The sequence below is a fragment of the Amycolatopsis panacis genome (assembly GCF_003600245.1).
Lineage (GTDB): Bacteria > Actinomycetota > Actinomycetes > Mycobacteriales > Pseudonocardiaceae > Amycolatopsis > Amycolatopsis sulphurea.
The window spans coordinates 108,435-121,676 of sequence record NZ_QZFV01000076.1 but is presented as its reverse complement, the minus strand read 5'-3'; the positions used below and the strand labels follow the sequence as shown (position 1 = coordinate 121,676).

Sequence of the window (13,242 nt, the reverse complement as noted above, 5' to 3'; positions counted from 1 at the left end):
GATGACCAGTAAGGCAGCCGAACAGCGCAACCGCGTGCAGACCGCGCTCGACCGGGTCCGGCACCAGATCGGACTGGTGCTCGGTGCCGCCGCCGGCGCCCGCGAAGCCGCGGAGACCGAGGTGGCCCGGCTGACGCTGGAGCAGGAGATCGTGCGGGTCGGCATGAACCAGGCCGACGCCGGGCAGCAGGCGGAATGGGCCCGCCACCCCGCCGCGCACGAGGTGTTCGCCTCGCTCGGCGGGGTGCGCGGCGCGTTCTACACCGACTGGAGCGCCGGTCCGGGCACGCTGCGCGAGCTGGTCAGCACGCATGCCCCCGGCCCGGCGGGCCGGCCGCCGGGCGACTGGCTCGGCCGCGTGGGCCACAACCGGGGGATCAGCGCGCCCGCGTTGTGGCGGGTCGGCTCGGCGACCACGGCCGGGCGCGACACCTCCCGCACGTTCGACGTCGCGCTCCCGCTGCTGGACGAATCGCACCTGGCCATCACCTCCGCGCCGAAGACCCGCCCGGTGATCGACGGGATCGTGCAATCGCTGCTGATGCGCGTGCTGTCCACGTTCGAACCCGGCGCGGTGAAGATCCACCTGTGGGATGTCGGGCAGCTGACCGCGATCCTGCCCGACCTGTATCCGCTCAGCCGCACCAGCGCGCTGTCGCTGTACGACCCGACCCGGCTGGAGGATCTGCTCGACGAGCTGGCCGGGCACATCCGGCGCATCCACGCCACCGGGATGCAGGCCGGGCACACGTCGTTGCGCGAGCTGCGCAAGGCCACCGGGCAGCGGCTGGAGCCGTACCGGATCGCCGTGCTCTACGGCAACGGCGAAACCCTGGAGCCGGAACGAGCGCGTGATCTCAAGCGGGTGGCCAGCGGCGCGCTGGCGGCCGGGATCTGCCTGATCCTGGTGGACGTGCCGACCACGGTGAGCGCGTCCGTGGAGACGCTCAGCCTGCTCGACGAGCGGCGCGCGATCAGCAGCATGACCGGCACGGACCTGGCGGTCGACCTCGATCCGCCGCTGCCTTCTGGCCAGGTGATCCGCGCCGCGGGCCGGATCGCCGAGGCGCTGATCGCCAAGCAGGGCGGGCCGCGTTCGTTCGCCGACCTGCTGCCGACCGAGCTGGGCAAGGACAGTTCCGCGCGGGAGCTGCGGGCGCCGGTCGGGTTCTACGAGGGCGAAGCCGTCGAGGTGGTGATCGGCGACGCGAGCCCGCACGCGCTGATCGGCGGGCCCAGCGGTTCGGGCAAGACGAATTTCCTCTACGCGCTGCTGGGCAGCCTCGCCGCCCGTTACACCCCGGACGAGCTGGCGCTGTACCTGCTCGACTTCAAGGAGGGCGTGTCCTTCGCGGGCCTCGCCCCCGGCCGCAAGGACGCCAGCTGGCTGCCACACGCGAAGCTGGTCGGGGTCAACGTGAACACCGACCGCGAATTCGGGCTGGCGCTGCTGCGGTTCCTCGCCGACGAGCTGCGTCGCCGGTCGACCGCGGCGAAGGAGCACGAGGTCACGAACCTGGCGGATCTGCGCGAGCAGGATCCGGGCGGGCACTGGCCGCGGATCGTCGCGGTGGTCGACGAGTTCCAGTACCTGTTCGCGGGCCGCGACCAGGTCACCGCGCAGGCCACCCAGCTACTGGAGGACATCGCGCGGCGGGGCCGTTCGCAGGGTATCCACATGGTGCTGGCGAGCCAGGACGTCGCGGGCATCGAGGCGTTCTGGGGCAAGCCGGCCGTGTTCGAGCAGTGCACGCTGCGGATCGCCATGCCGAAGGCGCGCCGGGTGCTATCGGAGACGAACAACGCCGCCGTGTCGGCGCCGAAGTGGCATGCGGTGATCAACCACGATTCCGGCATCTCGCACGGTAACCAGCTCGTCCACGTGCCCGATGCCAGTAGCCGCAACGTGTTCGTGGATCTGCAGCACAAGCTGTGGGAGCTCTACTCCGGACGGTTCACCCGGCCGCGGCTGTTCGACGGTGCGCATTCGCCGGTGCTGGAACAGTTCCCGGCCTACACCGAACTGAAGCCGGGCTCCCGGCCGAAGGCGCTGCTCGGTCAGTCCATCGACGTCACCGAGGCCGCGTGCGGGGTCGATCTGCCCCGCGCGCCGGGGCGCAACGTCGCGGTCCTCGGCGGCGCGACCGCCGAGGCACTATCCATTATGGACTCTTCGGCTCGCTCGCTGGCCCGCCAGTTCGCCGTGGACGAAGTGGAATTCCTGTTCAGCTGCCCGATCGAGGCGTGCGCCCCGGCGGTATTGGACCTCAAGGACCGGCTCGTCGCCGAGGGGCACCGGGCCACGCTCGCCGACGACCTCCCCGCGGAGCTGACCGCGATGGCCGAGTCCCTGGACGGCGGTCCGCCACGGATCCTGCTGCTCTACGGGGTGGACGCCGCGCTGCCCGCGTTGGAGGCAAAGGAGATCGGGCAGCCGAAGAGCGCGCTCGACCACCTTCGCACGCTGCTGAAGAACGGGCCCGGCCACGGCGTGCACACCATCGGCTGGTGGCGCAGCATCGCCCGGCTCAAGGACACGCTCGGTTTCAACGGCACCGACGACGTCGGCACCTGGGCCGCGCTCGACGTGCAGGGCAACGAGCTGACGCCGTTCGCCGCGGGCCAGGTCGTGCACTGGTCGCCCCGCCCCGGGCGGGCGTTGTTCTTCGACCGCACCACGCACGGGGCACCGGAGGTCATCATCCCGTTCCAGCGCCCGGACGCCGAACTGCCGGCAGGAGGACCAGCATGAGCGAGGAAAACGTCAGCCCGGCCATGCGGTACAAGGAGATCGTCGGGCTCGCCCGCGGTTCGGCGGAGAACCTGCGCGCCTGGGAGCTGGCGCGCGCGGACGAGATCGAACGCCGGCTGGCCGATGCGCACGCCGCGGTCGCCGAGGCCGTCGATCGCGAGGAGAAGGCCCGTGAGCGTGCCGCGCGCTGGTGGAAAATGGCTCTGCACAACATCACCCGGCTCAACTTCATCGAAACCCTCGACGATCCGCAGCCGGTGACGACCGCTCGGCCGCAGTACCTGGATCGGTACCTGGAGGAAGTGAAGCCGAGCTATCAGGAACTCGTGCAGGCGGTGCTGGCGCTGGGCTGGCGCGCGAAGCGCTGACCGGCGACCCAAAGCCGGTGAAGGGCACCTTCACGGACGCTGGGTCCGTGAAGGTGCCCTTCACAGCTTCGGAATGCGACGCACCCGCGGATTAGACAGGTGGCGCGAGCTGGCCGAGCAGCTGGTCCACGGCGTCCGCGAGGTCGTTGGCCTGGTCCGCCGGCGGGTTCCCGTTCGACGGCCGGAACCGCACCACCTGCGGATCGTGGTCGCTGGCCTGATCGGCGAACTCCGCGTTGATGTGCACCACGTCGTAGTCCACGCCGCGCGGCGCCGCGGAGGTCAGGATGTGGTCCAGCACCTGCGACTGGCCCTCGAACACGTAGCTGTACCGCTCGGCGGGCGGCAGCGTGGCGATCAGGTCCTTGAGCGCCCCGTCTGCCGTCAGCTTCGCCAGCGCGGGCGAGAACTGGTAGTCGTTCAGGTCGCCCGCGACCACGACGTTGGCCCGCGGGTCGGCGGTGAGCAGCTGCTTGATGAAGCCCTGCACGACGGTGGCCTGCTTCAGGCGCTGCCCTTCGGAGCTGCGCGTCGGCGGCTGGTAACGGCCGTGCGTCGGCTGGTCGCCGCCCTTGGAGTTGAAGTGGTTGGCGAGCACGAACACGGTGCGGCCGCGGAAGACGAACTCACCGGCCAGCGGCTTGCGGCTGTCGGTCCACGCCTCGTTGCCCGGGTCGACCCGACCGGGCGACTGGGTCAGGTGCGCCTTGCCGTGCACGGTCCGCACGCCGACCGCGGTGGTCGGGCCGCCGCCCGGACGGTCCACGAAGGACACTCGGGACGGGTTGAACAGGAAGCCCACCCGGATGTTCCCGCCGGGCTGGCCACCGTCCTGGTCGTTCACCGGGTCGATTTCCCGCCACTGGTAGCGCGGCCCGCCCGCGGCGGCGATCGCGTCGGTGAACTTCGCCAGGGTGACGTCCGCGGCGACCACGCCGTCGTTCGTCGGCCCGTTGTTGTCCTGGATCTCTTCCAGGGTAACGATGTCCGGGGAGGTCAGACTGTCCACAATGCCGTGTGCCAGCTGCGCGAACTTGGTGTCCGAATCGGACGGTGACAGGTTCTCCACGTTATAGGTCGCCACGGCGAGTTCACCCGGCCGCTGCCGGCGCGTGGTCTCCTTCTGCAGGTGGTTGTCCTTCGCCGCACCGAGCTGCGAAGCGAGCAGCGTGTAGCCGCCGAAGCTGCTGTACTCCACCGGGCCGGAGGTGGTGCCGGTGAGGACGTCGCCGGTGTTGACCTTCGGGAAAGGCTGCTGGTCGAACGGAATGAGCGACTGCACCTTCAGCACACTGGTGTTGATCTTGTCGTAGTCGAGGTACACGGCGCCACCGCGCGAACTCGGGTTCTGTTTCGGCTTCGTGGTCACGTACAACTCGTTGTAGGAGTTGCTCGGGCCGACCACCCGCGCGTCCGAGATGCTGACGATCTCGCTCTCGTGCGACTCCCAGAAGTCCAGCGCGTACTTCGAAGGCTCCAGCCGCAGCGACTCGATGTTGCCGCCGGCGTTCGGAGCGAGCACGTCCGGCACCTGGTCGGCAGTGATCACGGTGGGCGGCGGCAGCGGGTTGTCGTGCGATTCGACCGTCCATTGTGCACTGGAGAGTTCGGTGAGCGACTGGTAGTTCGAGGTCGTCGGCGCGTCCGGGTAGTACTCCTTCACCGTGCCCTGCGCGGTGACGGCGTCACCGACCGCGACCAACGGCGTGGTGGCGCCGGTGAACACGAACAAACCCTCGCTGGTACGCGGATCGCTGTCCGGCTTCGGGTCGGTGAACCAGAAACCACGCGACGAACCGAAGGTGCGCACCGCGGTCACGACACCGGTGACGTCGCCGACCTTCTTGTCCTTGAACGGGGAAATCCGTGTGGCGCCCTGGATGTCGTGGATCTTCGCGGCCGTCGGCGGTTCCTCCGGCCCGGTGCCGGTCGTCTCGCCCTTCGCGTTCGTGGGCGTCGGGTCACCGACGGTGAAGTCGGCACCGTTGTCGTCGGTGTCGGCCAGCGAAGCGGCGCGCGCGATCGACGTGCCGTTCGACGGTGCGGCGGCGGAAGTACCTTCGCGGACGACCGCACCACCGAAACCGGCCAGGTCCTTGACCCGCGGGTCAGCTGCACAGTCGGCGGCGGTCTTGCAGGTGAGCGCGTCTGTTCCGGAGACGAGGGCGACCGTGCCGGCGGTCGCGGACATCGCGATGGTCCCGGTCGCGTCGGGCGTCGGCAGTGCGACAGTCCCGCCACTGCCCTTCGCCTCGGCGACGAGGTAGCGGCTGCCTGCCGCGACCGCACCGCCGAGTTTCGTGACCTGCCAAGTGCTCGACGCGCTGGCCGAGCCGGGCAGGTATTGCACGCTGAAGCCGTCGAGCGCGAACGGCGCGCCCCCACGGTTCGCGAGTTCGACGAAGTCGTTCGTCAGCGTGGCACCGGCATTGCCGCCCCCGCCGTAAACCTCGGCGATGACCGCGTCGGCGCTGGGTGCGGCGAACGCGGCGGGAGCGACGAGGCCGCCGGCCACCACCGCGGTGGTCAGCGCGGCGGCGCTGGTCAGTGCTCTTCGGCTGGGAGTAGTTCTCCCGGTACGACGACGGGATATGGTCACCGTGAGTCCCCTCTGGGCGCGAACAGTCGAGGCATCGTCCCCCGGACAAGCGAAGGGCAGGAAGACAAAAGGGCAACAATTCGTAACAAGCTCGACTTAATTTCTTTCCCCCTATTGGAGGTTGACTCAATGATCACGGTCGTGCTCGGCGGCGACGTTAATCTGCAGGGCAGAACCGAGCCGGAAGCAGCCCTCACCCCGCTTTCCTCGCTGCTGAACGACGCCGACCTGCGGTTTGTGAACCTCGAAGGCCCGCTTTCCGGATCTTCGGGAGTGGATATTCCGCACAAGCCGAACTGGCGGCATTCTCCACCGGAAATGATCACCGCGCTGACCGCGGCCGAAATCGACGTGGTTTCGGTGGCGAATGACGTCACCTATCCGCCACGCGCCGCATTGGCGAGCCTGGCCGTGCTGGACCGCGCGGGTATCGCGCACTGTGGCGCGGGAGCGAACGTCGCCGAAGCGCACGCACCCGCCGTAGTCGAACGGTTCGGACAGCGCATCGCGTTCCTCGCGTACACATCGTTGTGCTGGCCGGTGGGCCAGGAAGCACTGGAGAACTCGCCCGGCGTCGCCGCAGCCGGCGCGTACACGGCGTACCAGCCCGACCCCCGCGTACTCGACATCCCCGGCCGCCCACCGATCGTCCGAACCACACCGGTGCCGGAGGATCTGACGCGTCTCGTCTCCGACGTACGCCGCGCGCGAACCACCGCCGACCACGTCATCGTGTCGATGCACTGGGGGCTGCCCGGCGACCACCTGGCCGAGTACCAGGTCGGCTACGCGCACGCGATCATCGACGCCGGCGCCGACCTGATCGTTGGCCACGGATCGCACACCGTCCAGGCGGTCGAGGTGTACCGCGGCCGGCCGATCCTCTACAGCTTGGGCAATCTCGTGTTCGACTGGCCGGCCATGCGCGGCAAGCACCTGGACGGCCTGCTCGCCGGTTTCGCTCTCGACGAACGTCCGCGGCTCGAACTCATCCCGATCCGCCGCGACCAACACAACGAGTGCTCGCCGCTGACCGGCGACGAGGCCTCGGCCGCGCTGCACCGGCTCGCCACCCTGTCCGCCCGCAGGGGCACCCGGATCACCGTCGGCGACGGAATCGGCGCAGTCGAAGGGCTCGGCGCGGAGCAGCCGTCCGCGGCCCGCCTGCCTGTCACCCGGACGGCCGATCTGCCTTAAATGCACATCAAGCCTTGCCTACGGGGGCGGCCAGCCGGAGTACCTTACCGGAGAGCGACCGAAGTGGCCCAGACCACTTTCGAGCCACCCCGGGCGCTCTGCACCGCGAAGCGCGGGGGAGGCGGCCCGATCAAGTGGGGGTCGATCGGAGCCGGAGTGCGCATTTCGCGATGCAGTCCGGGGGAAGCCGCGGGCGTGGGAGCGGTGCCGCACCACCCACGCGCGGGGCACTACGGGTTCGCCCCGGGGAAGTCTCGTGAGCGGCGAGACGGCGGTGCGACGCCACGGGGAGGTGGCCGGCGTCCGAGGTCTCGCCGCTCACGAGCGGTTACCCCGGTGGCTTCGCGGTGCGGCGGACGGTGGCTGGGGGCTCGCGCTCAGTGCGCGGAGCGGGTGCGGGGTTCACGGGCTGTTGCCCATCACGGGCCCGTCGTGTCGAAAGACGCTCCTCGCAACCGGGTGAATCACGCTCGCGCTCGGGTGCTCTGCGTCCTTGACTCGCCCTCTCGGGGCGATAAACGGCACCCTCGCTCCGGACGGAGCCAAACGACCTACCCCACTCAGAAACCGCGAACGGCCCTCTCGCCCCGGCCAAACCCACGCGCCCGCACACTCCGTCACCCGGTGCGCAGCTCAGGACGGTCCGCGTCCGCCAAGGCCCCCGACCCGGGCAAGGTGCTCAGTACGGCCGGTCGCCGACGATCGCGACGCGTTCCGCGATCCGGGTGTGTGGGTGATAGTCGTTCACCGCGTAGTGCTGGGTGGCGCGGTTGTCCCAGAACGCGACGGAATCGCGGGTCCAGCGGAACCGGACCTGGAACTCCGGGGTGTGCGCCTGCAGGAACAGGTACCGCAGCAGCCGGTCGCTCTCCTGCGGGTCGAAGCCGGTCAGGTGCGTGGTGAACGCCTGGTTCACGAACAGCGTGCGCCGTCCGGTCTCCGGATGCGTGCGCACCACCGGGTGCTCGACCGGCGGGAACCGATCCTGCCAGCGGGTCAGCAGGTCCGGGTCGGTGAACCGGGCGAATCCGGGGACGAAGTCGTGCACGGCGGTGGCGCCGTCGATCCGTTCGCGGACGTGCTGGGGCAGATTGTCGTAGGCCGCGGCCATGTCCGCCCACATCGTGTCGCCGCCGGTGGGCGGGACCTCGATCAGCCGCAGCACCGAGCCCAGCGCGGGTTCCGGCCGCCAGGTGACGTCGGTGTGCCAGATGTTCTCGAATCCGGGCATCGCCGCGCTGCGCGAGAACCGGACCACGTCGGCCGAATCGCCCTGCGGGATGAACGGGTTCGTCTCCAGCGCACCCCAGTTCCGGGCGAACGCGCGCTGCTGCTGCGGGCTGATCCGCTGTTCCCGGAAGAACAGCACCTTCCATTCCAGCAACGCCCGGTTCAGCTCCGCGCGCAGCCGCGGAGTCAGTGACTCTCCGAGGTCGACTCCGGCGATTTCCGCGCCGATCACCCGGCCGAGGGGACGCAGTGCGAACAACTCGTACGGCCGTTCCGGCACCCCCTCGGGCAGCCGCCGCAGCACCCGGGGGCCTTCCAGGATGCCGTCGGACGGGGTGCTCGCCGACCGCGGACGGGCCGGCAGTTCGATCGACAACAGTCTCTCCTGCCAGTGAGTTCGGCTTGGTTGAGCGGAAGAACGCGGCCGCGCCCCGGCGGTGGCGGACAAGCGTGGCTTGCTGCGAGGGTCGCTGTGGGCCGGTCAACCGGTCAAGCACGACCACTTCGTGGAATTTGTCCCACGCCCGGCCGAGTGACGAAACACCGCTGATGGGGTTAGATCCCTACACGCGAGTTCCGGGAGTGCGGAGGGTTCATGTCAGGTTCCACCAGCGAGCGACTGCGGAACGCCGCGGACGCGCTGGACCGGGCAGCCGCGGACGCGGACCGCGCCGCCGGCCGGTTCGCACAGGGCCGGCTGGAGCCGACCCCGTGGGGCATCTCGTCCCCGGCGCGGGAAATCGCCGCCCGCTGGGAAGCCGCGCTCGCCGCCCGCGACGTGGACGCCCGTGTACTCGGCGACGCGACGTCGGACCTGGCCGGCGAACTCCGGATGGCCGCGTACGGTCGTGCACGCCCGGCCGCGCTGCCCGGCTGACACCATGCCGTTTCTCCATCCAGACCTCGATGCCGCCGCCGCCGCACTGTCCCCGCTGCGTGCCGCCGCCGCTCGGGTCGGTGCCCCCGACCCGGTCGCCGCCCTGCGTCAGATCGACTGCTCGCCGCAGGCGATCCGCGATTCCGCCCGCACCCTGTCGACCGGACGCGACGTTCTGGTCACCGCCCGCTTGGAATTCGAGCGCGGCGCCCATCGCGCGGAACGCCGCTGGGGCGGCGAGCCTGCCGCGCACTTCCGCGCCCGCGCTGATGAACTGGACGTGCATTACCGCCAGGCTGCGGAAGTCGCCGCCCGCACCGCCGCGGTCGGCCTCGACCTGGCCGACTTGCTGGACCGACTCGCCCGGCAGACCGCGGCACAGGTGGTCCGGACCGCGCAAACCGCCGCCCCCGCCACCGACGACATCCTGGCCGGAGAGCACACCGCCGAAGCTGCGTACCTCGTCCGTACCGCCTGTACAGCCATCACCGAAGGGGTGTTCAGGGGCGTGGCGACGATTACCGAGGCGACGTCGTACCTGGACCCGTTCACCACCCCGGTCCTGCCGGGCTGAGACTGTCCCGGCCAGCTCGCCGGGGCTGGTTGTTGTGTGGCCAGAACGGTTTCCGCGCGCGGGGCGCGTACGGGTCCCGGTTCCACGTCGGCGGCACACAGGCGCGTATGGACCTTGTTGCCGAACGCTTGTTCTCGCGCACCACGCATCCAAGGGGCGCGTACAGACCCCAGTGCCGGAGCCGCTTCCACTCGCCTCTGTCCAGCGCTCAACCCACCCGGGTTGCCGCGACGAACCCGCCGCGCCCGGTGTCCTCCGGCTCCCGGCCGTACCGGACGGCAAGGTCGGCGATCGTCGCCGTTTCCGGGGTCCAGCCGTGGGCTGCCAGCCACTCCGGGGCCTTCGTCCCGAGCCCGCCCTGCCACAGCTCCGTGACCTCGCCGCCGATCGCGCGTGCCTGTCGCAGCAACCCGTCGTTGACGCCATCCGGCCGGTGTTCGAACGAGATCCGGCTGCCCGGCGCGGACAACTCGGTGACCGCCAGCAGGAGCCGCTCCGCCTCGTCGTGGCTGAGGTAGACCAGCAACCCCTCCACGACCCACGCGGCCGGCCGGTTCGGGTCGAAACCCGCTTCCCGCAACGGCCCGGTCCAGTCCTCGCGCAGGTCCACTGGCACGACGGTCCGCAGGCACCGCGCCCGCGCGCCCTGCTGAGCCAGTACGCGATCCTTGAATTCGAGCACCTCGGGCAGATCCAGTTCGAACACGCGGACCCCCTCCGCCCACGGCAGCCGGAACGCTCGCGCGTCGAGCCCGGCGGCGAGGATCACCACCTGCCCGGCGTCCGCGACGAACTCGTCGTAGTACCGCGTGCGAACCGCCACCTGATGCGCGAACACCGGGCCGAGGCTGCGCCGCGGGGCATTCTCGAACAGCTCCCGCCCGGCGTGGAAGAACGCACCGGCGTAGGGATCCTCGAACAGCCGGTCCGGCCGCCCGTTCTCCAGCGCCCGGAGCCCCGCGACCCCGACCGCGGTCCGGCTGACGGGTGACAACTGCGCGGGCTCTCGGCTCACGCTCCCCAGCCTAGCCACCCGAAGACCCGGCACGCCGCGTCGAGGCAACACCGATTCGGCCGTCCAAAAGGAAAACCTACCGGAATACCCCTAAAACGGTCGCCCCCCGAGGTGACCACCATCGGGGGTCCGGGGGCGAAGCCCTCCGGGCGGGGTCTGGGGGTTGCACCCCCAGAAACACGGCGAGCGAGCCACGTCGACGCTTTCCGTCGACATGGCTCGCCCACTCGCGAGCGGTGGCGGTGGGATTTGAACCCACGGACGGTTTTACCCGTCACACGATTTCGAGTCGTGCTCCTTCGGCCGCTCGGACACGCCACCGCCGAGAACAATACCGGAGCCGGATCCCCCACTGCCGCGGGGGTCAGCCCGCCGAAGGCCGCCGGGTGGCGAAATAAGTCTCGAGCAGGGCCGCGCACTCGCCGGCGAGGACTCCGCCGTGCACCTCGGGCCGGTGGTTCAGCCGCCGATCGCGTACGACGTCCCATAACGACGTTACGGCACCTGTTTTCGGCTCCCACGCGCCGAACACCAGCCGCGCGATCCTGGCGAGGACCAGTGCGCCCGCGCACATCGTGCACGGTTCGAGGGTGACGGCGAGCGTACAGCCCTCCAGCCGCCAGCCGTCGCCGTGTACGCGGGCGGCTGCGCGCAACGCCAGGATTTCGGCGTGGGCGGTTGGGTCGCCCAGTTCGACGCGGGCGTTGCGGGCCGCGGCGAGCGGGCGTCCGTCCGGGCCGAACACCACGGCACCGATGGGGACATCGGCGCCGGGCCCGCGCGCGGCCTCCAGCGCCGCGCGCACGGCTTCGGTGTCGGCCGGCCGGCTCAGAGCTGGTCCAGCAGCTTTGAGAAGCCCGCATCGAACCCGCATCTCTGCGCGATCATCTGGAGCTGCTCGTCCGGGTAAAGATCCACCTCTGAGACGATGACCTCCAGCTCGGCTCCGGGCAAGCCCAGATCGGCCAGTATTTCCAGATCGCCCTCGGGCCAGACCGCGTCGTCGTCCTCGTCCGGCGGCTCCACGCGCAGCACGTCCAGCACGTCCGCGGCGATGTCGTAGTCGAGCGCGGCCGCCGCGTCCGACAGCAGCAACGACGGCCCGCGCGGGCTGGGCCGGACGATCACGAAGAACTCGTCGTCCACCGCGAGCAGGCCGAACGCGGCACCGGTCGAGCGGAGTTTGCCCAGCTCGGTGATCGCCGCGTCCAGCTCCGTCAGAGCCGCGGAGTCGAGCGCACTGCACCGCCACTGTCCGTCTTCCCGGACCACCGCCACCGCGAAGCCCGTGACCGGCTCTTGCACCGCCATGCGCACACCGTATTCCGCCGGGCGGGGGAACGCACGCACGGTGCGCCGGAAACCCCGCGGGTGCCACTATCGAGCCATGACGGGACCCACCGACCTCCCCACGCTTCCCGGCAACCGGCACGCCGGGTTGCTCGACGCGGCGCGCGCGCTCCAAGACCGGACTGTCGAACTTCGCCGCACGATCCACCGTCGGCCGGAGCTGGGACTGCAGCTCCCACACACCCGCGACGCGATCCGCGCGGCGCTGGCGGACCTGCCGATCGAACTCACCGACGGCCGTTCCACGACGTCTTTGACCGGCGTACTGCGTGGCGCACGTCCTGGACCGGCAGTACTGCTTCGCGCAGACATGGACGCACTGCCGCTCAACGAGGACACGGGGCTCGACTTCGCGTCAGAAATCGACGGCGTGATGCACGCCTGCGGCCATGACACGCACGTCGCCATGCTCGCGTCTGCGGCGCGGCTGCTCTCTGAACGCGTGGCCGACCTCGCCGGTTCTGTGGTGTTCATGTTCCAGCCCGGCGAAGAGGGCGACCACGGCTCTCGGCACATGATTCACGAAGGCGTGCTGGACGCTGCCGGTACGCGGGTGTCGAGGGCGTTCGGGTTGCACACGATCGCGAACGTGCAGAGCGGCGTCTTGCAAGTACGCGGCGGCCCGATCATGGCGTCCGCGGACACCTTCCGGGTCGAAGTGATCGGCCGCGGCGGCCACGGCTCCGCTCCGCACGACGCCATCGACCCGGTCCCCGCCGCCGCGGCAATGGTAGGGGCGCTGCAGACCATGGTGACGCGCCGGATCAACGTCTTCGACCCGGCAGTGCTCTCGGTGACCCGCATCGAAGCGGGCACGACGACGAACATCATCCCGGAGACGGCGGTGCTGGAAGGCACGATCCGGACCCTGTCGGAACGAACCCGCGCCCAGCTCCGCGAGGAGATCCCGAAGGTCTGCGAAGCTGTCGCCACGGCGCACAGCTGCCGGGCCTACGCCGAGGTCAACCCCGGCTATCCCCCGACCGTCAACGACCCCGCGGTCGCTGCCGATGTGCTCTCCCTGGCCGCCGACGTCCTCGGCTCGCCCAATGCCGAGGACCTGCCCACCCCGATCATGGGGGCGGAAGACTTTTCGTATGTGCTGCAACGGGTTCCCGGCACCTTCGCGTTCCTGGGCGGGTGCCCGCCAGACTGCTCGCCGGAGGACGCGCCGGGCAACCACTCGAATCGGGTGGTCTTCGACGAGGCGGCCTTGCCGTCCGGAGTCGCCCTCTACGCCGCCTTCGCCCTGGACTCCCTCCGAGACTGACGCGCGCTGT

General features: G+C 70.2%; 11 protein-coding genes and 1 tRNA gene. 6 read left to right on the top strand and 6 right to left on the bottom strand.

Features of this window, described 5'->3' with window-relative positions; translation table 11 throughout:
• Position 1: 1 nt before the first annotated feature.
• A complete protein-coding gene (locus D5S19_RS12845) occupies positions 2–2,752 on the top strand; it encodes an FtsK/SpoIIIE domain-containing protein (RefSeq protein WP_120023581.1) in 2,751 nt (916 codons plus the stop codon).
• Positions 2,749–3,120, top strand: coding sequence for a hypothetical protein (locus D5S19_RS12840; protein ID WP_120023580.1), 372 nt, complete (start codon positions 2,749–2,751; stop codon positions 3,118–3,120). The genes D5S19_RS12845 and D5S19_RS12840 overlap by 4 nt, the downstream gene beginning before the upstream one ends.
• A gap of 91 nt (positions 3,121–3,211) precedes the next feature.
• Here the strand turns inward: D5S19_RS12840 and D5S19_RS12835 are convergent, their stop codons facing one another.
• Complete coding sequence (locus tag D5S19_RS12835; RefSeq protein WP_325050264.1) at positions 3,212–5,719, bottom strand: endonuclease/exonuclease/phosphatase family protein; 2,508 nt, start codon at positions 5,717–5,719, stop codon at positions 3,212–3,214.
• A 129-nt stretch (positions 5,720–5,848) separates the two neighbouring features.
• Here D5S19_RS12835 and D5S19_RS12830 point away from each other — a divergent pair, with 129 nt between their 5' ends.
• Positions 5,849–6,916 (top strand): CapA family protein, encoded by a 1,068-nt coding sequence (locus D5S19_RS12830; protein WP_120023579.1) that lies wholly within the window; start codon positions 5,849–5,851, stop codon positions 6,914–6,916.
• Between the two features lie 679 nt (positions 6,917–7,595).
• Here the strand turns inward: D5S19_RS12830 and D5S19_RS12825 are convergent.
• Positions 7,596–8,522: a TauD/TfdA dioxygenase family protein gene (locus tag D5S19_RS12825; protein WP_120023578.1), complete on the bottom strand. Its 927-nt coding sequence runs from the start codon at positions 8,520–8,522 to the stop codon at positions 7,596–7,598.
• Positions 8,523–8,741: 219 nt separating this feature from the next.
• On the opposite strand from D5S19_RS12825, the gene D5S19_RS12820 reads away from it, so the two are divergent.
• Complete coding sequence (locus tag D5S19_RS12820) at positions 8,742–9,023, top strand: hypothetical protein (RefSeq protein WP_120023577.1); 282 nt, start codon at positions 8,742–8,744, stop codon at positions 9,021–9,023.
• 4 nt (positions 9,024–9,027) lie between these two features.
• Complete coding sequence (locus D5S19_RS12815; protein ID WP_120023662.1) at positions 9,028–9,597, top strand: hypothetical protein; 570 nt, start codon at positions 9,028–9,030, stop codon at positions 9,595–9,597.
• Positions 9,598–9,805: 208 nt separating this feature from the next.
• Here the strand turns inward: D5S19_RS12815 and D5S19_RS12810 are convergent, their stop codons facing one another.
• The 4 genes from D5S19_RS12810 to D5S19_RS12795 form a co-directional block, all read right to left on the bottom strand.
• Positions 9,806–10,612 carry an SAM-dependent methyltransferase gene (locus tag D5S19_RS12810; RefSeq protein WP_120023576.1) on the bottom strand — a complete coding sequence of 269 codons (807 nt, stop codon included), beginning with the start codon at positions 10,610–10,612 and terminating at the stop codon, positions 9,806–9,808.
• Between the two features lie 234 nt (positions 10,613–10,846).
• A tRNA-Ser gene (locus D5S19_RS12805) sits at positions 10,847–10,933 on the bottom strand.
• A gap of 43 nt (positions 10,934–10,976) precedes the next feature.
• Positions 10,977–11,417 (bottom strand): nucleoside deaminase, encoded by a 441-nt coding sequence (locus D5S19_RS12800; protein WP_120023575.1) that lies wholly within the window; start codon positions 11,415–11,417, stop codon positions 10,977–10,979.
• A 23-nt stretch (positions 11,418–11,440) separates the two neighbouring features.
• Positions 11,441–11,923 carry a tRNA adenosine deaminase-associated protein gene (locus D5S19_RS12795; RefSeq protein ID WP_120023574.1) on the bottom strand — a complete coding sequence of 161 codons (483 nt, stop codon included), beginning with the start codon at positions 11,921–11,923 and terminating at the stop codon, positions 11,441–11,443.
• Between the two features lie 76 nt (positions 11,924–11,999).
• Between D5S19_RS12795 and D5S19_RS12790 the strand changes: the two genes are divergently transcribed.
• The gene (locus D5S19_RS12790; protein ID WP_120023573.1) at positions 12,000–13,232 is read left to right on the top strand and encodes a M20 metallopeptidase family protein; all 1,233 of its coding nucleotides are present in this window, start codon (positions 12,000–12,002) and stop codon (positions 13,230–13,232) included.
• The last annotated feature ends 10 nt before the right edge of the window (positions 13,233–13,242 follow it).